Annotated in this window: 17 protein-coding genes; 4 read left to right on the top strand and 13 right to left on the bottom strand. The window is 65.0% G+C overall.

Annotation, left to right across the window (positions count from 1 at the left end; all coding sequences use genetic code 11):
• Positions 1–5: 5 nt before the first annotated feature.
• The 7 genes from ACQP1G_RS41680 to ACQP1G_RS41710 all read right to left on the bottom strand — a co-directional run bounded on the left by ACQP1G_RS41680 (position 6) and on the right by ACQP1G_RS41710 (position 6,982).
• Complete coding sequence (locus ACQP1G_RS41680) at positions 6–521, bottom strand: YbaB/EbfC family nucleoid-associated protein (protein ID WP_433195542.1); 516 nt, start codon at positions 519–521, stop codon at positions 6–8.
• A gap of 18 nt (positions 522–539) precedes the next feature.
• Positions 540–854: a hypothetical protein gene (locus tag ACQP1G_RS41685; RefSeq protein ID WP_433195544.1), complete on the bottom strand. Its 315-nt coding sequence runs from the start codon at positions 852–854 to the stop codon at positions 540–542.
• A gap of 145 nt (positions 855–999) precedes the next feature.
• Complete coding sequence (locus ACQP1G_RS41690; protein WP_433195546.1) at positions 1,000–1,497, bottom strand: YbaB/EbfC family nucleoid-associated protein; 498 nt, start codon at positions 1,495–1,497, stop codon at positions 1,000–1,002.
• Positions 1,494–1,910: a hypothetical protein gene (locus tag ACQP1G_RS41695; protein ID WP_433195548.1), complete on the bottom strand. Its 417-nt coding sequence runs from the start codon at positions 1,908–1,910 to the stop codon at positions 1,494–1,496. The genes ACQP1G_RS41690 and ACQP1G_RS41695 overlap by 4 nt, the downstream gene beginning before the upstream one ends.
• 26 nt (positions 1,911–1,936) lie before the next feature.
• Complete coding sequence (locus ACQP1G_RS41700; RefSeq protein ID WP_433195550.1) at positions 1,937–5,665, bottom strand: hypothetical protein; 3,729 nt, start codon at positions 5,663–5,665, stop codon at positions 1,937–1,939.
• A gap of 12 nt (positions 5,666–5,677) precedes the next feature.
• Positions 5,678–5,977 carry a WXG100 family type VII secretion target gene (locus ACQP1G_RS41705; RefSeq protein WP_433195552.1) on the bottom strand — a complete coding sequence of 100 codons (300 nt, stop codon included), beginning with the start codon at positions 5,975–5,977 and terminating at the stop codon, positions 5,678–5,680.
• A 210-nt stretch (positions 5,978–6,187) separates the two neighbouring features.
• The gene (locus tag ACQP1G_RS41710) at positions 6,188–6,982 is read right to left on the bottom strand and encodes a DUF6585 family protein (RefSeq protein ID WP_433195554.1); all 795 of its coding nucleotides are present in this window, start codon (positions 6,980–6,982) and stop codon (positions 6,188–6,190) included.
• 165 nt (positions 6,983–7,147) lie between these two features.
• Between ACQP1G_RS41710 and ACQP1G_RS41715 the strand changes: the two genes are divergently transcribed.
• The 3 genes from ACQP1G_RS41715 to ACQP1G_RS41725 all read left to right on the top strand — a co-directional run bounded on the left by ACQP1G_RS41715 (position 7,148) and on the right by ACQP1G_RS41725 (position 11,171).
• Positions 7,148–8,923 carry a hypothetical protein gene (locus ACQP1G_RS41715; protein WP_433195556.1) on the top strand — a complete coding sequence of 592 codons (1,776 nt, stop codon included), beginning with the start codon at positions 7,148–7,150 and terminating at the stop codon, positions 8,921–8,923.
• A 59-nt stretch (positions 8,924–8,982) separates the two neighbouring features.
• On the top strand, positions 8,983–9,414 hold the full coding sequence (dtd, locus tag ACQP1G_RS41720; RefSeq protein WP_433195558.1) for a D-aminoacyl-tRNA deacylase: 432 nt from the start codon (positions 8,983–8,985) through the stop codon (positions 9,412–9,414).
• A gap of 254 nt (positions 9,415–9,668) precedes the next feature.
• Positions 9,669–11,171, top strand: a complete 1,503-nt coding sequence (locus ACQP1G_RS41725) for a hypothetical protein (RefSeq protein WP_433195560.1) — start codon at positions 9,669–9,671, stop codon at positions 11,169–11,171.
• A 4-nt stretch (positions 11,172–11,175) separates the two neighbouring features.
• Here the strand turns inward: ACQP1G_RS41725 and ACQP1G_RS41730 are convergent, their stop codons facing one another.
• The 3 genes from ACQP1G_RS41730 to ACQP1G_RS41740 form a co-directional block, all read right to left on the bottom strand.
• Positions 11,176–11,970: an ESX secretion-associated protein EspG gene (locus ACQP1G_RS41730; RefSeq protein ID WP_433195562.1), complete on the bottom strand. Its 795-nt coding sequence runs from the start codon at positions 11,968–11,970 to the stop codon at positions 11,176–11,178.
• Positions 11,967–13,847, bottom strand: coding sequence for a hypothetical protein (locus ACQP1G_RS41735; RefSeq protein WP_433195564.1), 1,881 nt, complete (start codon positions 13,845–13,847; stop codon positions 11,967–11,969). Before ACQP1G_RS41735 ends, ACQP1G_RS41730 begins: the two co-directional genes overlap by 4 nt.
• 68 nt (positions 13,848–13,915) lie before the next feature.
• Positions 13,916–14,410 carry an alpha/beta fold hydrolase gene (locus tag ACQP1G_RS41740; protein WP_433195566.1) on the bottom strand — a complete coding sequence of 165 codons (495 nt, stop codon included), beginning with the start codon at positions 14,408–14,410 and terminating at the stop codon, positions 13,916–13,918.
• Between the two features lie 83 nt (positions 14,411–14,493).
• On the opposite strand from ACQP1G_RS41740, the gene ACQP1G_RS41745 reads away from it, so the two are divergent.
• Positions 14,494–15,312, top strand: coding sequence for a class I SAM-dependent methyltransferase (locus tag ACQP1G_RS41745; RefSeq protein WP_433195568.1), 819 nt, complete (start codon positions 14,494–14,496; stop codon positions 15,310–15,312).
• A 1,317-nt stretch (positions 15,313–16,629) separates the two neighbouring features.
• Here the strand turns inward: ACQP1G_RS41745 and map are convergent.
• The 3 genes from map to secY all read right to left on the bottom strand — a co-directional run bounded on the left by map (position 16,630) and on the right by secY (position 19,370).
• On the bottom strand, positions 16,630–17,427 hold the full coding sequence (gene map, locus ACQP1G_RS41750) for a type I methionyl aminopeptidase (RefSeq protein ID WP_433195570.1): 798 nt from the start codon (positions 17,425–17,427) through the stop codon (positions 16,630–16,632).
• Positions 17,428–17,505: 78 nt separating this feature from the next.
• Positions 17,506–18,051: an adenylate kinase gene (locus ACQP1G_RS41755; RefSeq protein WP_433195572.1), complete on the bottom strand. Its 546-nt coding sequence runs from the start codon at positions 18,049–18,051 to the stop codon at positions 17,506–17,508.
• The gene (secY, locus tag ACQP1G_RS41760) at positions 18,048–19,370 is read right to left on the bottom strand and encodes a preprotein translocase subunit SecY (RefSeq protein WP_433195574.1); all 1,323 of its coding nucleotides are present in this window, start codon (positions 19,368–19,370) and stop codon (positions 18,048–18,050) included. The genes ACQP1G_RS41755 and secY overlap by 4 nt, the downstream gene beginning before the upstream one ends.
• Positions 19,371–19,480: the final 110 nt, after the last annotated feature.

The following is a 19,480-nucleotide window of genomic DNA, read 5'->3' on the forward strand; positions in this document are numbered from 1 at the left end:
CCGGGTCACCAACTGGAATCGGTGACCCCGCGGTCCGCGCCCACCTGCCGAGAAACGACCTCGACATTGCTGAATTCCATGGGCGCGCTGTCGTCGTCCGCGACGGTGCGCCGCTCTTCGGCATTCGGCGGCGCGAGGGAAACCCTTGGCGCCTTCGGCATTTCGGCGCTCAGATCGGGCATGCCTTCGATCAGATCCGAGAGTTTGGGCAGCCGGGCACGACGATCGTGCAGCGGCATCATCAACTCCTGCGCCTTACGCATCACCTCGGCGGTAGCCTTCTGCGCCGCTTCGGTCACCGCCTTGGCGATCTCGCTGTAGCTCAATTCCTCCACACCGGCAGCGAATTTGGTTTCGATGATGGTGCCGTCGGCATTCACCGTCACCGTGATCCGCTTGCGTACCGTCGCGCTGGCGGTCAGTTCGGCGCGCTGCCGCTGTACCTGTGCGATCGCCCGAAACTGTTGCTGGACTTCATCGAGTACGGCAGCCATCTCGGCCTTGGCGAATTCATTCGTCATGCGCTGCGCCGACCTCGACTACCGGAAGCCGTCGCCATTGGACGTGTCCATGCGCCGCAACTCTTTTGCCGTCTTGGTCTGGCCGGAGTAGAAGTTGTCGAAATTCGTCGCCGTGGTCTTGATATTCGCGCTCATCTTCTCGCGCGCCACCAGATAACCCTGGTCGCCCTCGGCGAACTGGGCGCCGAGCTTATCGTTACCCCACGGGGCGCCGCGACCGGTCAGCGCACTATCGAGGGTGCTCAGCACGGAATTGACCCGATCCCGGACCGCGCTGGTCCGCTCCGCGGCCTTCTCGAACAGGTCCGCGTCGTGCCTCAACTTGTCCGACATCGCACTACTCCTCGAGCTCCTGCGGTCCCCCGCACCCTGCACCATCGGATCCTCTGATTCGACGATGACAGCGCTCGGCGACTCGTCAGTAGCTCGAACGTGAACGGAAAGTGCCGTGGCAGTTACAGCGCTTTCCCCGGGTGGGTCACCAGCTGGAGTCGGTGACCCCGCGTCGCTCGGTCCGGTCGTGGTCGAAGGCCTCGACATCGGTGAAAGCCATAGTGGCGCGCTCCGATTCGAGCCGGGGCGGTTCAGTCGGGGCAGGCACCGGCCGCGGCATCATGGCGGTCAAGTCGGGGATGCCCTCGACCAGATCGGACAGCTTCGGCAACTGAGCCCGATGCGTGAGCAGGGGTGCCATCAGCTCCTGGGCTCGGCGGGTGGCGTCGGCGGCCGCCTGCTGCGCGGCGGCGACCACCGCCATCGCGATCTCGCTATAGCGCAGTTCGTCGATCTTCGGACCGAATTCGACGCTGATGATGACACCGTCGGCATTGACTGTGACGGTTATGCGCTTGCCCTGCACCGTAGCTCGACCGACGATCAGATTGCGCTCGCGTTGCAGCCGCGCGATCTCGCCCATCTGCTTCTCGAAATCGTCGATGAGGGCGAATATCTCGGCGTTGGAGTGCTCGCGCGTCATAGGACCTCCCTTGATTCGAATACCCGGCTGCGACGCTGCGGATCGGCCAGCACGTCGCGGACGAAGCGCCCGAGATCGTTGTCGGCGGGCAGATTCGGGTAGCGAAGTACGCACATCACTTCATCGCGGACCGACACCGTCAGGCGCGCGTGAACACCGCCACCCGGTGCCATCACCACGCGATGCCACTCGACGTGCAGACCCGGCTCATCGGTCGGCACGATCTGTGTGCCGACTCGCAGCATGAGACCGGACCCGTCTCGATAGAGCACCACCGGCACACCACCGAGATCGCCGAAGACACCACCCAACTGGGTGACCGCCGACGACCCGGTCCCGACTTCGCGCAGCGCCCCGGACACCGGGTCCAGGACGGCGAGTTCGCCATAACCGCTCAGCGACCGCACGAACACAACATCACCACCGCGCCTCCTACCATTCACCGACAGCTCGGGGTTACCGACCACCCGGCTCGCCGAAACCATGTGTGCCGACCCGACCGATCCGACGCCGGGGCTACCTGACGAACCACCCGCGTCGGCCATCTCGGATATCGGCACCGCGGTCGCCACCGGCACGGCATACGCCTGTGCGGAAGCGACCGCCATATCCGCCCCGCACCGACCGATGGCACCAACGAAAACCCATCCCGCCGCACCCAGTCCCGATCACCGCCGAAATCATCGACGCCACCCGCATCCAGCGACCGATTGCCCTCGGGCACAGGGTGATCCGACAACTCGGTCAACGCCCGGTACGCATGTTCCGGCTCCGGCTCCGGCTCCGGTTCGGGCTCCGGTTCGGGCTCGGGCTCCGGTTCGGGCTCGGGCTCCAGCTCCGGTTCCGGCTCGGGTTCGGGCTCCGGTTCGGGCTCCGGTTCCGGCTCGGGCTCGGGCTCGGGCTCGGGCTCGGGCTCGGGCTCGGGCTCGGGCTCGGGTTCGGGCTCCGGTTCGGGCTCGGGCTCCGGTTCAGGCTCGGGCTCCGGTTCAGGCTCGGGCTCGGGCTCGGGCTCGGGCTCGGGCTCCGGCTCCGGTTCGGGCTCGGGCTCCGGTTCAGGCTCGGGCTCCGGTTCGGGCTCGGGCTCCGGCTCGGGCTCCGGCTCGGGCTCCGGCTCCGGTTCGGGCTCCGGCTCCGGCTCCGGTTCCGGCTCGGGCTCAGGTTCCGGCTCCGGCTCGGGCTCCGGCCCCTCCCACACGCTGTCGTCCGGAGCCTCCGGGGCGTCGTAGCGCTCGGCACCTGGTGGGTCGAAATACCTTGGTGTATAGGGGATCCTGGAGGTCATCTCGGGTGGTTCCGACGGCTCGGTGGCTCCGGCATCCGCTTCGGGACGTGGGTGGGTCGGCGGTTGTCCTTCGCTGGTCTGCTTGCCTTCTGGGGTGTGCGGTCCGAGGGCGGCGGCCGCGCCCGAATCGGGGGAGCGCATCGGCGTTCCGGTCGAGTTCCCTGGTGTGGCTGCGGCCTCCTCGGCAGCGGCCAATTCATTCGCTGCCCTTTGCGTTTCGGCCTTGACCTCGTTGTAGTCATTGGCGGCGCGCTCGAGCGCGGCGATCGCGGCCAACTTTCGCGGCGCCTCCTCGGAGCTCATCGTCCGATCGCGCAAATGGTGCGCTTCGGCCGCTACCTCCTCCGGAGTGGACAGGTTGTTCTCATCGAGAGGTAGCTTCTCGCGGTATACCGCCGCCACCGCCGCATCACGTGCGGAGTTCAGCTCGCGCAACAGCTGCACGCGCGCGGCGTGCTCGCGGGCCGCCGCTACCACCTCGGGCGGGGTCGGGCGCTCCGGCACGAACTGTCGCGGAGATGGCGATTCCAGGTTGGACGTATGCGTCTGGCCGGACGAATCCGTGGCCAGGCGAACGTAATTGATGTCCGCGCCCGGGTGAGCCAACGCATCGGCCAGTCGGGACTCACCCCGCGCCGCCTCCGCACGCAATGCCTGCGCCAGTAACCGATCATGCGGCGAACCCGCGCCGCCCTCAGAACTGCGACCGACCACGATCACACGCGGCGGATGACCCTCGACCAACCCAACTCGATCCGAAACCTCGTCCGCACCCTGCGATTTCAGGTAGTCGCTACTCGCGGCAGCGGTGATCTCATCGGCTTTCGCCAACATCTGATCACGAACCTCGTTGTGCCTGTTGGCCGCCTGTTCCAGCGCATCGATCGCCGCCAACTTCCGTGGCGCCTCCTCAGTGCTCATCGTCCGATCGCGCAACCGGTGCACCTCGGCAGCTACGCCCTCCGGAGTAGACAAATTCCGCTCCTCCAGCGGCAGCCGCTCCCGATACACCGCCTCCACCGCCGAATCCCGCGCGGCCCGCAACTCTGGCAACCGCTCCGTCAACGCCGCCCGATCACGCGCCAACACCTCGACCTCACCGCGCACCGACGGCGACAACTCATGCGGCACTTGGCGATCCACCTGCCGCAATCGCCACGGCTGCGCCCCGGACTCCTGCTCGGACCGTCCGTTCTCGCGCGCCTGCTCGCCTTCCGTCTTTGGCTGCGCCGCCTCGGATTCCGGTCGCGCATTGTCCGGCGACTCCCCCTCTGGTCGCGGCGCCTGCCTCTCCAGACGCGACTGCTCACCCCCTGAACGCGACTGCTGCCCGTCCGACGTCAAATGCTCCCGCGTCGGCTGCTCGCCCGCGAGTTTCGGCTGATGCTCCGCGGACGAGTCCTCGGCACGGACCTGCGGTTCGGCAGGTGTCCGGTGCGGTGCACTGCCGTCACTGCTGCTCGCGGCCTTGCTATCGCCAACCGACCTCGGGGCCTGCGACTCTCCGGGGTGTGCTTGTATCGGCTGGTGGGCATCGGGGCCGCCAGTTCCGCCGAGGTGTTGCGGGATACCTGCACGGGATCCGTTGCCGGTTGCGCGAGGCTCTGTGCTGATCGGCCGCTGGGGACGGGGTTCCGCGCCGGTACCCTCGGACGCCTTTGCTGGAGTTGTCGACTGCGAATGCCCTTCTGTCCCTATAGGTTTTGCCTTACCGGATGTGGGACGGCTTTCAGCGGAGTTGGCACCACTCGCCGCCGGATCCACACCACGCGAACCACTACCCGCCGGATCTCGTTGCCCCACACCAGTTTCCGGTGAATGTGCGGCACTCCCATCGCCACCGTACCGGCCGGCCTCCGGCGCTCGATATCCCCCGGATGTCGCCCCTCGATTCGCCGCGGCCGCGGCCCGGCGCATGTCGTCAACGTGTTCGGCCCCCCGATTACCACCGACGAGCACGCCGTACGCCGACGTACTCGTCAACACCAGCGGATCGATCTTCCGAGGATCAATAGCCCCGTAATTCCAAGTCCGCGGATCCCAGACCTTCGCATCGGGGTCGTTCAGAATCGAACCGCTGGCCCACGCCCCATATCCGCCGACCACCCCCGCGCCCGCACCGACCACCGCGCCCTTGGTGATCCCGGTCAGGTAGTTGGTCGGCAGTGGAATCTTGTTGGCGAGTTTGCCGAATGCGCCACCGGCAGGACCGCCGAACGCGCCCGCGACGGCCGCGGTGACCGCGGTCGTCCGCAGCCGTTCCCAGTCGAAATCCTGCCGGCTGCCCTTGCCGATCTGCCAACCCTGAATGGCGAAATCCTGACCCGCACCGAGCAGGGTGCTCAAAACCACGTGCCGGACCGTGAATTTCAGCATCCAGCCGATGCCCGACCTGGCCAGAATCTTGCCTATCGTCTCGATCGCCTTCTCGCCGATCAGGCGAATGGCGAGTCGCTGGGCCGCCATCGCTGCCGCCTCCAACCCCGGCGACATCGGTGTCGGCGGAATCCAGACCAGGGCGATCTCGGTGGCCAGCATGGCCAGCCCGGTGTAGATGAGCAGTTTGGTGTACTCGATCTCGGTGCCGAGCGCATCCGCCGAATCGGCCATCGCCGCAAGGACATCGGCGAGGTGGGCGACAGACTTATCGCCCACCTGGAGCTCGTGCAACCGCGCCCGCATGGCCTCGATGCCATCGCCCCACGGATAGGCGTCTTCGGTCGCCTTCGCCGCGGCCTTCAGTTCGGGCAGCAGATCGCGAATCGCGTCGCTGGCGGCCTGCCAGTCGTCGCGGATCGCCCAGATATCGTCCTCGTCACCCGCCGGCCAATACGAACCGGCGATGAAGCCGAGCCAATGCAGCCACGGCGGCAAGTACAGGGACAACTCGACCCCGCGCTAGTTCCCGAAGTGGTCATTGGCCAGCGCCGTCGCGGCCTTGTACTGGCCGTCGGAGTACGAGTCGAGGGTCGTCCGCAGATCGCCCATACCCTTCTCGATGTCGGCGTGCGTGAGCGTGTACCCCTCGGGTCCGTCGGCGAAGTTGCTGCCATAGCTGTCATTGCCCCAGGCCGCCCCCTTGGCCGCCAGCGATGTCTCCAGATTCGTCAGAATCGCACCGACCCGGTCACGCAGGATACCCATATCCCGTGCGGCACTGCGCAGTTGTTCCGGGGTGACCCGCACCTTCTCCGCCACGCTGACCCTTCCACCGACAAACCGACATTCGACAGTGACATGAACGGCGATCGAACAGCCAGCACGCGGACCACGAATTTACGCTGTTCTGATATGCGGTTGCGGGGCAACGGAACTCGGCGACCAACAATCCGCGCTGGTCGGGCTCCGACGTTCGATCCGATGCCGCCGGAACACATCGCGGCGCCGATTTACGACTTATTGACGCGCTCAGCCGGATAGATTTCGCCGCCGCAGATCCTCCGCAAGCGCAAGGAATACGAAGAAGTTCGGAACGTACCGTAGCGGCGTCGTCGTCAGCGCCCGCCACTGCCCGGCGACCCGCAGACCGACCAGACCATCACGAACCCTGGTCTCTTCGATCCGGGACCATGGCATGGATTTGCCGCCGGAACCGACCAGGTCCGCGGTCATCCAGATATCGCCGAAATCGAGTCGCTGCCCGGCGTCGAGTGCGGCTGCGGCACGGGGCAATTGGGCATCGGTGACTGCACGCTGGATCGCCGGACCCCATTCGTTCGAACGCTCGAACCCACTGCGCACGATGACCTTCGCACCCGTGATATCGACGCAGGTATAGGCATAGCTGATGTGGGTGGTCGACCCATATTCGGTGTGCCGCACGATGTTCTGCAGCACCGACGTCATGTCGTAACGGCAGACCCGCACCTCGCCGCGAAAGGCGACGGTGAGCCCGTGCTGATACAACTCGAGCCGCGATCCACGATTGCGTTTCTCGAAATGCCACAACCGCCCCAGATCCCACAGCAGCCGCGCCGAGAACATCACCGCGAACACTCCGGCGAAGATCTGCCCGACCACGAACCCGCCGATCACGGAAACCAGCAGCAGCCCCCACCCCACCGCGGTGACGATCCCCATCGTCCGATACCGCCGCCACCGCACCGCCACCGGGAGATACGTCGCGCGATGCCGACCGAGCCCGGGAGCTGGATCCGGCCCGCTGTGCTCGTTCACCGTCGACCGATCCGCACCCAACTCCATGGGCGCATGCTGCCAGCGCACAGACACGGCGGCTACCGGCGTTAACGGATCCCATGCGGACTCCCGCCCAGCCGTCGCTCCCCCTGATCGCCTCCCAAGAACGGCGACAACTGGTGCGTATCAATTCACCTAATGTCGGTGTGACGCCGATCTTCAGGAGACATAGTGGCCGACGTGCCTTCGGACCCGCTGATTTCGCTGATAACCGTGGCAGCCGAGCATTTGGGGTACTCCTGCCGGGCGACCGAAGCCGACGAGGTGCGGTTGATGGGGCCGCGTGGCGACGGCCCGCACATCCTGCGGCTACACGACCTGCGCCGCAGACTGAACGAGCTGCCATTCGACCAGTGGCCTGCGCTCATCACCGACCACGTCGGAACGTTCCTCGCCCACGTGGATATGGAATATTCGGATCCACTGCATACCAACGAATTCGCCGTCGTGCGCAGCCTGCTCAGGACGAGATTCGCACCGGCCGACACCGCCCCCGGCATCGACACCATCGCCCGCTCCATCGCGCCGGGAATCATCCAGGTGGCGGTGATCAATAACCTGCTCACCGCCGAGCCCGTCACACCCGCCCTGCTCGCCCACTGGGAGATCGACGCCGCCGAACTCTTCGACCTGGCCGAGGCGAATACGCGTGCGGACCGCCTCGATATCGAGTGGCGGGGCTACAACGATGCCTACTTCGCCATCCTGACCGGCTCGGACTGCGCGAGCACCCATCCGAAGTGGCTCGGCGACTATCCGGTAATCGGCACGCACGGAGCACTTTTCGTCACATCACACGAGGGCAACGTTTACGCGCATCCGATCGCCGGACCGCACGCGCTGACGGCCATGATGCTGCTCGGCAAGGTGGCCGCCAACACCTATCGCAACGAACCGCGGCCCATCAGCCCGGCGGTCTACTGGTGGAACGACGGCGAGATCAGCCTGGCCGCCGCAACCCGGATCGATGACGACGACAACGTCGAGGTGCGCCCCACACCGGAGTTCGAGACACTGCTGACCAGCTTGGCGGTGACGTGCGAGTTCGCGGTGGTATCGGCCGGTGCGGTCGACAGCGCACTCGACGCCCTGGAGCGGTACCAGCAGATGTGCGACTACCCGAACCACAGCGTGGCACCACCTGCCGTCGACGACCTGGTCGCCGAGATCAATCGCAACGGTGGCGCGGTCGGATTCGTTGCGACCGTTGCAGATTCGCGCGGAGCGGTATTGCGCACCTGGGGGCCGAACCGGGAACAGCACCTACTCGCCGTATTGAAGCTGACCAAGGACCGCGACCTGGCCGTGCTCGACGTCGAGACCGGGCACCTGTACGATCCGCGCGGGCATGTCGATGTCCGCGTGAGCGTCGGTGACGGACGGACAATTCCCTATCTCACCACCGCGCTGCTCGAGGACTTCGTGGTGGCCGCCGCCGACCCGGACGATCCGTTTGTGGTCGTCTCGCGCGCGGACGAGACCTATATCCAAACGCGCCGCCACGAGTGGGTCTACGAAATAGAACACCGCGCCGGATCCGCCGCGGACCATTTCCGCGTGTATACGTTGCAGCACACGGTCGTTCGCGATGTCATCTGGGCCTGGGCCTGCGGCGACCCGTCGTGGACGGCCGCCGTGCCATGGCGGCACGTCGATCCCGAATCCCCCGGAATCGAGGCCGCATCCGGGCTGGAAATCCTGCAGGACGAACTGTCGTCCATGAACTCCGTCATGACCCCCGATACGCGCGCCCTCCTCGATACCTTTCTGGCAGTGCGAGATACGCCGATTTCCGCGCCGGATCTCACATCCTGGATGGACCTCGAGATCGACCCGTCCGTATTGCGCGACCTGACATCCGCACACACTGCCGAAGCACTGCCGACCGCTGAGGCCGAGACAGCCGAAACGGTCGAAACTTCGAACGAGCCGGACGAGGAGCCCTAGCTCGACAGCGGATCCGATGCACCCACGGCGCGCGAATATCCGGATGCGAGGATCGGGGCATGCGAGTACTGGTGCAGCGCGTATCCGCCGCGCAGGTGACCGTGGCCGGGGAAACCGTCGGGCGGATCGACCCGAAACCGCAGGGGCTGGTGACCCTGGTCGGGGTGACGCATGACGACACCGCGGCGACCGCGAAGAGTTTGGCGGACAAGGTGTGGCGGCTGCGGATTCTGGACGGGGAACGCTCCGCCGCTGATCTGGATGCGCCGATCCTGGTGGTCAGTCAGTTCACGCTCTACGCCGATACCGGGAAGGGGCGGCGGCCGTCCTGGTCGGCGGCCGCGCCGGGCTCCGTCGCCGAACCGCTGGTCGAGGTATTCGCACAAGCGCTGCGCGACCTCGGCGCGACCGTCGCCACCGGACGGTTCGGCGCGCATATGCACGTCGAACTCGTCAACGACGGACCGGTGACGCTGCTGCTCGAGAGCTGAGCACCAACCCTGGCCGCAACCACCCCGGACAAGTTCGTTTTGCTCGGCGCCACCTCCGCACACCGTGTGGTCTGCGCAGAACGGCCCCAGCGCCCGGGAGCGGGTCACGGGCCTGTCAACCGGTCGATCGCGGCGGGGGCGGTCGCCGGGGGATTGCCTGCTCGTTCCGGCCATTTGTATGGCAAACTCGGTCGAGCAGAATGCGGCCGCTCGACGACCGTGGCGCGGAAGGTAATGCGGGAGTTGAGGTCGCGATGGATCTGAGTGCACTCGAGCGTCGGGTAGCCGAGGATCGCCGGGCAGCCGTCGACCGAACGGTCGAGAACGAGTTGCGTTTGGCCACGTCACTGTGCGATCTCGCCAAGGGTTTGATCGCCACCAAGAACGGCGAGGGACGTGACCGCACGGCCGAGGCGTTGGCGCCATCCCAGGAGTCCGTCGGCATCCGGCTGCACTGGCTCGCCGCCGGACGGGTCACCGCGGAGTTCGCCGGTGAAGTGCAAGACGCGCTGCGCGTATTCGAGCAGGCGACCCGCCACATCGGTCACCGGGAACTGGCGGCCAGCACCATCCGCAATGCCTGCCATACCTACCGTCAAGTGGCGCGAACACATCCGCAGGTGGCCGCGGTATGCGCCGACGGCTTGTCCAAATGCGGCGTGTGGCTGTGCCGTCTCGACCCGAACGCCGCCGTCGCCGCCAGCGAGGACGCCGTGCGGATCCGCAGTGCGCTGTTCGCGGCGAATCCGGACCAGGCCGGTAAGTATCTGGCCAGCTTGAACATGCTGCTGCGGACGCTGATGGTCGGCAGGCAGCGCAAACAGGCCGTCGCGATGTACCGCGAACGGTATGCGGCACTCACCACACCGGAGATGACGTCGCGGCTGCGCGAAACCCGGATCGAGGACATCGACCTCACCAACAAGACCTTCACGGCGCTCACCAAACTCGAATGCCGGACCCTGCAGCGCGCGGGACACCTCACGCAGCAGCAGATCCTGTACCAAACCTCCGGTGACCTGTCGACGATCGAGGAGATCAACTGGAAGCTCGCGCTGGTCGGCTTGAAGCCGTTGGCCGCGGGTGCACTACCGGATCCGCCATCGCGGCCGGTGGAGATCGGTGCGACATTCGGCGCATTGAGCGTGCGCTGCAGTTCCCGGGACGCCCTCGCCCAGGTCCGTGCGGCCATTATCGCGGCCTACGCCGCCGATAGCGCACGCCAAGTCGACCGCTCGGCGGTGCGCGGCGCGCACGAAACCCACTGGCACACCTTCGATCCCGAACTGAACTCGGTGGAATCCCTCGGCGATGACGTAGTGCTCGTCGAACAGCCCCACGGCGGTTCGGTCGTCGTCATGAGCCTGAACTGGGAGATGGCACCGGTCGGCAAACATCCACTGGCACAGCACCTTTCCAACCGCTGGCCGGTGATCAGCGTCACCGCGAACGAAAAGATGTCCTACGAGCTGTGCCGCTACGAGGACGGCGCGGCCACCCAATACGCCGCGCTCGGTCGCCCGAGCGGCCAAGCCCCACTCGACACGCCACTGGCACCGTTGGACTTCGCCGCCCTGGCCGACTACGGCGCCGATTACGCTTCCGAAACCCAGGTCCGGGCCGCATTCGGCAACACCGCCATGTTCGCGAAGCTCACCCACCTACCCGCGAGCGGCATCCGGCAAGCCGCACTCGCGATCCCGCTCGCCGACTACGGCGACAACGTCCTGTTCTTCCGCAAATCGAGCGCGAGCTGACGAACTAACCCGACTCCCAGTGCGTCTCGACGCGCTGGAGCATTTCCGCGATCCGATCATCGATCTTGATGGCCAGTCGTTCATGGCCGATGCCGGTGGCGACCGGCGCCTGGTCGAGTTCGATCACGTAGCGTCCGTCGTCGGGCAGATCACGCCACAACAGAATCCGCTCCAGAATGCCGCGCGGGCCGAACTTCGAATGGCCCTGGTGAATGGTGATCACGCCGGTCCGTGTGGCCGGGACGGCGAAGAACTGATCACTTCGACTCACCGTTGCCGCGGTGACGGTTTCGATGACTCGCGAGCCACCGAAATCCAACCGCTCGTGGTCATCGATCCGATCGGTCAGGATCGGAATGCTCCCGATCCGCCCCGGATCGGCCTTGGGCAGTGTCCGCACGACCGCATCGGCCACACCCCATGGACCGCATTCGGTAATGACGTAACCACCACTGTGCGAAGTAGTTTCACCGGGCACCTGGGTCAGCAGAAATCCGCGAGCACCGGTTCGGACGGCGCGCGCCCGTACCCACAGTTTCGGGTCGTCCTTGTCTGCATCGTTCCAGCCGAGCACCTTCACCAAAACATCGGGCCGAGCAAGGATTTCGAAGACTTCGCGCAGCGCGCCGTCGAGGGTGTCCTGTAGCCGTTCCCAGGTCTGGAACTTCTCCCGGTCGTAGTCGTCGCGCCATGGCGTTCGACTGGTGTAGGTGAGCGGCTCCGGCATATACCGGCTATGCAGCCACCGCTCCCACAGCACCTTGAATTCCAGGTCGGTGAACTCCCAGGTCGATGTCACAACTGATCCACCGGCAGCGCGGGCACGAACTGCTCCGAGGTCCGAGCCTCACTCGACTCCGCCTGAGCCGCAACGGGTGCCGCGGAATCCTGGGCGGCCACGCCGGGTATGCCGAGTGTCCAACCGGCTCCGGACTCGGCGGCACCGGGCACACCCGCACCGGATGGCATACCGGGAATCTCCAGCCTGACGCCGTCGGCGAAACGGCGAATCGCGGTCTCCAACTGCTTTTCCACATTACCGATCCCGGGAAAGGTAAAGCCCCCGACAGTGGGTAGCGCGGCGCGCGGAAACAGCCGCGTCATGGACGCGGGCTGCACCGCGCTGCTCACAGCGGGTTCGACCGCACCCGCGGCGGGTGTCGCGCTGTCCTGCGTCGGGACGTGCAGCAGATCGGCCAGCGGCTTCAACTCCGGGTTCGTGGCGATCAATTCCTTGATCTGCGGGAACTTTTCGAAGAAGCTGTCGAAGTCGATCGGAGCCGCGACCGGATGCTGGGCCAGATATTGCCCGAGCGACTGCAGCAAGCCCGGGATCGTCTGCATTCCTTGCGACAACGCGTTCATCAGCGGGGAAATGATGTCCTGGCCCTGCGACGTGCCCGAGGCGCCGGTCCCTGTTCCCGTTCCCGTGCCGGTATCTGTTCCGGTGCCGGTTCCTGTTCCCGTTCCTGTCCCCGCGCCAGTGCCCGTGCCATCGCCGGTCGTCTTATCGCCGCCAGGTATCGACGCCTTCCCCGCACCGGTGCCGCCGCCGGTACCCGATCCGCCCGAACCGGACCCCGCCCCGGCCCCGGATCCGCCCCGTCCGTCGCCCCCGCCATTACCGCGGCCGTCACCTTTGCCATCACCCTTCCCGTCGCCCTTCCCGTCCCCCTTGCCATCGCCCTTCGGATCGTCGGTCGTAGGCGCGGGCGGTTTGGCTGGTGTCGGTGGCGCGGTGAGAACCGGAAATCCCTTGTCGGAGTTGTTCAGACCTTCGGCGTAGTACTTGTCGAAGTTCTCCCGATACACCTCGATGGCCCACAAATGATCCCAGCAACTGTCACTGCCGTTCGAAGGCATATTGTCCTTCGTCGTATACAGCCATCGGTAGGTGTATTCGTAATTCTGGAATACGAGCCCCATCTCGTTGGTCAGCTGCCTGACGTTGTCGCTGTACTTGCCGATCGCACCGACGGCTTGGTCGGCACCGTAGCCGTGCCAGCTGGCGGCGGTCAGTTTGTGCAGCGAATCCTTCAGTTTTGTTCCGGCCCCGTCGATTTCGGTCGCCAGGAAGTCCCAGATCTTGCCCGCCTCCGATGGCGTCTGCGGCTGGATATTCTGCCCGAGATCGTAGAATTGGGGATAGCCCAGGTAATCCGAGTTCTCGACGACTATATCGGCGCCGTCCCACCCCGACTTCTCCCCGCCCTTGGGATCATGCTGCAGCGCCTTCGGGAAGTCCGGCTTATCCCCGCTCGGCTCCTCGTATTTCGGCTTATGGTACTGCAGGTCGAGCGCGCTCGCGGAGGTGCTCACCTTCGCGAGATTGTCGAAGGTTTCCTTCGACACCCCTTCCGCGTCCTTGTATGCGGCCCCCGCGGCCTTGAACAGTTCGATGAAGTCCTGCAGCGTCCGCATATGGTCGACCAGATTGTCGTTCAATTGCGTCGTCTTATCGTTGAACTTGCCCGCGAGCTGATTCCCGGACCGGAAGCCCCCGAAATCCTTCACATTCTTGATCCTGGCGTCCTGCAGCAGACCCTTGGATGCCGACAGGTGGGTGAGCATGTCGTGGCATGCCTGCGCACACGCCAACGCCACATCCGGATCCACCTTGATATTGCCGGCCTTGGCCTGATCCCGCAGCCCCGACCATGCCGTCTCGTTTCCCACTGACCGCTCCTCCAGCACCCGCAAAGCCCGCACCCGCCCTCACCTCGGACGCAGGGCAAATCACGAGTCTAGGTCACCGATCCGAGCGGATCCGAGCGTCTTAACCGAACCTTATGCTCGGGTTCATCCGTTCGCCCCCAACAAGATCGACTCCATCCAATCGGCGATATCCGCGACGACTTCGGCGTCCACGTGTTGCAACCATCGGAAATCCGTTGGCATGGATGGACCGGCAGTTTCGCCTGTTCGATGATGGTCTCGATGGACGGGAACGCCGCGACGGACGCGGGATCGATCTCGGCAAGGTGCCGCAGCACCCCTACCGCGGCCCACTGCATGGGCTGCCTATCCGCGGCGAGCAACACCATGCCTGCCAGGGTGGCCGCGGCCACCCGCGGGGCCACTGTGCCGCCCATGCCGTGTCCCACCACGAAGACGGGTCCGGCATCGACAGTCGTTGCCGCACAAAGCATTTCGATTTCCGCGAAGGCGTGCGTCAGATACTCCTCACACATCGTGAATTCCGTTGTCGCCGCGACCTTTTCAGCGTGCGCGCAGGTCACCTTATCGAAGCGCAGTACCCGAGGATGCCGACGAACCATAAAGCGGCTGCACCGGCACGCGTATGCCGGGTACCGTCGTCGCTGTGCCGGAAACCGGGGATTCGACTGATCAGGTAATGGACCAGGCAGCACGCTGGGCACAGCGGGCGAGTTCGTTCGGCGCGCAGGCCGAGGTCTACGCGACGCATCGACCGGACTATCCGGCCGCGGGCATCCGCTGGGCATTGGCACCGATCGACGATGAACAAGCACCTGTCGTACTCGATCTGGGTGCCGGTACCGGCAAACTCACCGAGGGGCTGCTGGCCATCGGCGCCGAGGTCATCGCCGTCGAACCCGATGACGCGATGCGCGCCGAACTGAGCACCCGGTTCCCCGATATGACGGCGCTTTCCGGAGCGGCAGAGGCGATTCCGCTGCCCGCCGGATCGGTGGACGCGGTGGTGGCCGGGCAGGCGTTCCATTGGTTCGACCAGACGCGAGCCTTCCCGGAGATCGCACGCGTACTGCGCCCGAATGGGGTCTTCGCGGCATTCTGGAACACCGACGACGGCAGCGTCGAGTGGGTCGCCGAGCTACAACGGGTTGTGCGATCGGACGCGTCGTTTCCACCGGCAGGGCCGGAGCAGAAGCTGCCGTCGCATCCATTGTTCACCGACTTCGAACAGTCCGAGTTCGCTCACACCCATCGAAGGACCGCCGAATCCCTCACCGCGACCATCGGTACGCATTCGCACACAGTGGTGATATCGGCACAACAGCGGGCCGAACTGCTCGGTCGAATACGGACCTACCTGCGCAGCCGACCGGAAACCGCCGAAGGTGAATTCGATTTCCCGCTCCGGACCAAAGTTATCCGAGCGGTGCGCCGCGTCGATATGCCATCGCCGCAGCGGGATTGAGCAGAATCCACCGCTCGGCCGATACCGATCCTTCGATCACCTATCGGTCCGGCCGATACCCGCACCGCCGCAGAACCGAGGCGTCCAGCGGAAGCCGCTACCTGCTCGCTGCGCCGCGCATCCCGCCACACCGGCCCTGAGCTGTGCGGAGAGCCGATCGGTCAGCCGGCCGAGCCGACCAGCCGACCGCACTTCGCTGCGGAACTACGCAATCCCACAAGGGAATTCGAGTAGCTATCTACTCGGGTGAGCACCCCTCCCCCGGACATACGCTTTTTCCAACATTGAAGTTCAGAACGAATCGGAGGAAATCATCGCCATTGCGGTAGCGGTCGATCCCCTACACGACCCCGGTGGTGCGGCTGAACGCACAGGCGCGGGTGCAAGGAACGACGTCACCGATCCAGCGTGAGCTGGGTAACGTCAGGGCTGGCAGCGGACGCATTGTGTCCGAAGCCGTTGTCCACCGGACGTTTACGACCTGCGGGCGTCGGTGCGGCTCGGCTCCTCGCCGCGCGGCGTCACCGAACCCGGAGTCGAATACCATGACCGACGCCCCGCCCGATACGTGAAACGTAATGTCCGCGGGATCCGGAACCCTGCGACCGCGAAAGTCGTTCGCGCAAGCGACCATTCAGCGCCGTTGAATGTGCGGCGCGACCTTACACACGGTACCGCCAAAAGTACGGTGCCGCTCAATGTACGCCGTGCTTAATGTACGGTGTCGCTCAAATGTACGGTGTCGCCCAAAAGTACGGTGCCGCTCAAAAGTACGGTGCCGCTCAAAAGTACGGTGCCGCAAATGTTCGGCACGACGAATGTATACCGCCGAACCACGGTGCCGAGACATGTACGGCACCAAGAGCACCCCGGCACCGAAGCAATGTTCGGTACCGAGAATGGCTCGGTACCGAGAATGGCTCGGTACCGAGAATGGCTCGGTACCGACCAACGTCCGGTACCGACACGTTTCCGCGCCGAACAACGTCCCGTGCCAACCCCCTTCCGGCACCAACAAGGCCCCGCGCCGAACAACACCCCCTGCCAACCACCATCCGGCACCGACAATGTCCGGTGGCATACCTGTCCGGCGCGGACCAAAGTCCTGTACCAGCCGATGTCCGGCAGCAATGAACTCCGGCGCCCAGCAGGCTCTATACCGACCGACAGCCAGCACCGAGCAACATCTGGTAGCTGCGAATATCCACGCCGAGCAACGTCCGGCACCGATAACGTCCCGTGTCGACGATCGTCCGATGCCACCCAACGTTCGGCATGGAGCAGGATCCGTCCCGGAGCAATGTCCGGTACCTTCGCCTATTCCGGACGCAGCGTAAGAATCCGCGGCCCGTCTTCGGTGACCGCGACCGAATGTTCCCAGTGCGCGGCACGGCTGCCATCGAGCGTCACTACGGTCCAGTCGTCGTCGAGCACCTTGGTCTGGGTGGTACCCAAGGTCAGCATGGGCTCGATCGCGAGCACCGATCCGACAACGAGTTTCGGGCCCTTACCCGGCGCACCCTCGTTGGCCAGGAACGGATCCATATGCATCTCCCGGCCGATGGCGTGCCCACCGTAACCGTCGACGATCCCGTAGGACCGGCCGTGTTCCTTTTCGGCCGCGCGCGTACCCATTTCGATGGCATGGGAGACATCGGTCAGCCGATTACCGGGCAACATTGCCGCGATTCCGGCTTCCATCGACATCTTGGTGGCCGCGCTGAGCAGCTGATCGGCCTCGATAATCGAACCGACCCCGAAGGTCCACGCCGAATCACCGTGCCAGCCTTCGAGAATCGCGCCGCAGTCGATCGACACCAGGTCGCCATCGCTCAGGATCTCCGCGGCGGTCGGAATCCCGTGCACCACACGGTCGTTCACCGACGCGCAGATCGAACCGGGAAAGCCGTGGTAGCCCTTGAAGGACGGTACGGCACCCGCATCGCGGATCACCTGCTCGGCGACCTCGTCCAACTCCAGAGTGGAGACCCCGGGCTTGGCGGCCGCACGCACCGCGACGAGCGCGCGGCCGACGACCGCGCCCGCCGCCGCCATCGCATCCAGTTCGCCTGCCGTACGGAACGGCACGACCTTCTTCTTGCGGTTGAAGACCATCCGGCCTCAGTGCTCCATTCCGAGCAGCATCATTTGCTCCGCAGGGGGCAACATCATTCGCTCCGCAGGGGGCAGCATTCAGTGACCAAGAGCGCCCAAGGCGCGGCTGTTGACCTCGTCGACCTCACCGACACCGTCGACCGAGACGACCAGACCGTCGTAGTGCTCCAGCAGCGGTTCGGTCTCCTCGCGGTACACCCGGAGCCGGTTGCGGATCACATCCTCATTGTCGTCGGCGCGACCGCGCGCCATCATCCGAGAGACCACGGTCTCCTCGGGCACGACGAAGCACAGCACCGCGTCGAGCTTCTTGTCCATATCCGCGAGGATCTTCTCCAGCGCATCGGCCTGGTCGACCGTGCGCGGGTAGCCGTCGAGTACAAAGCCGTTCGCGGCATCCGGCTCGGCGACCCTGGCCTCGACCATGCGGTTGGTCACATCGCTCGGCACGAGATCACCTGCGTCGATGTACTTCTGTGCCTCACGCCCCAGCGGGGTCTGGGCAGAGATATTCGTGCGGAACAGGTCCCCGGTGGAGATGTGCGGGACGCCCAGCTTGTCCGACAGGAGATCGGCCTGGGTACCTTTACCAGCTCCCGGCGGTCCGAGCAGTACAAGTCTCACTTGAGGAACCCTTCGTAATTTCGATTCATCAGCTGGCTTTCGATCTGCTTCACGGTGTCCAAGCCGACACTCACCATGATCAGCACCGAGGTGCCACCGAACGGAAGGTTCTGGGTGCCACCGGAGGCGCCGATATCGAGGAACAGATTCGGGAGGACGGCCACGAGACCGAGGTAGATCGAGCCGGGGAGGGTGATGCGGCTCAATACGAAATTGAGGTAGTCGGCGGTCGGCCTACCGGGGCGGTACCCCGGGATGAAGCCACCGAACTTCTTCATCTCGTCGGCGCGTTCCTCCGGATTGAAGGTGATCGCGACGTAGAAGTAGGTGAAGAACACGATCAAACTGAAGTAGATCGCGATATACACCGGGTTGCCGGGGTTCACCAAGTATTTCTGGATCGTCTCCTGCCACCAACTCTGGTTGGTGGCACCCTTCGACGAGGTCAGCTGCGCGACCAAGTTCGGCAGGTACAGCAGCGAGGACGCGAAGATCACGGGGATGACGCCCGCCTGGTTGACCTTCAGCGGCAGATAGGTCGAGGAACCGCCGTACATCTTGCGGCCGACTACGCGCTTGGCGTATTGCACCGGAATTCGGCGCTGGCCCTGCTCGACGAAGATGACACCGGTGACGATCGCCAGCGCGGCGACACAGACCAGACCGAATACCAGTCCGCCGCGGTTCTGCAGAATGTTGTTGCCCTCGTTCGGGATGCGCGCGGCGATACCGCCGAAGATCAGCAGCGACATGCCGTTGCCGACGCCGCGCTCGGTGATCTGCTCGCCGAACCACATGACCAGTGCGGCACCGGCGGTCATCACGAGCACGATGATGATCATGCCGAAGATGCTGGTATCGGCCAGAATGTCCTTCTGGCAGCCTTGCAGGAGCTGACCGCGGGCCGCGAGCGCGACGAGACCGGTGGCCTGCAGGACCGCCAGCGCGATCGAGAGGTACCGGGTGTACTGCGTCATCTTGTTCTGGCCCGATTGGCCTTCTTTGCGCAGTTCTTCGAAGCGCGGGATGACTACGGTGAGCAGCTGAATAATGATGCTCGCGGTGATGTAGGGCATGATGCCGATCGCGAAGACCGACAGCTGCAGCAGCGCACCACCGGAGAACAGGTTGATCAGCTGGTAGATACCGGCCGAATCACCGCCGGAAACCAGGTCTATACATTCCTGGACGCTCTTGTAATCGACGCCGGGGGACGGCAGCGAGGCACCCAAGCGGTACAACGCGATCAACCCCAGCGTGAAGAGAATCTTCCGCCGTAAGTCCGGAGTCCGGAAGGCCGATACGAAGGCGGAAAGCACAGATCCTCCTGGCGAACGACATGGTCATGCCACGGATATAGAAAACCCATGACGAGGCTTGGCAGACAACAATTGAACTCTAACAGTGGCACCGGACGAGCTCTTCACTC

The organism is Nocardia sp. CA-107356, assembly GCF_050946365.1.
Taxonomy (GTDB): domain Bacteria; phylum Actinomycetota; class Actinomycetes; order Mycobacteriales; family Mycobacteriaceae; genus Nocardia.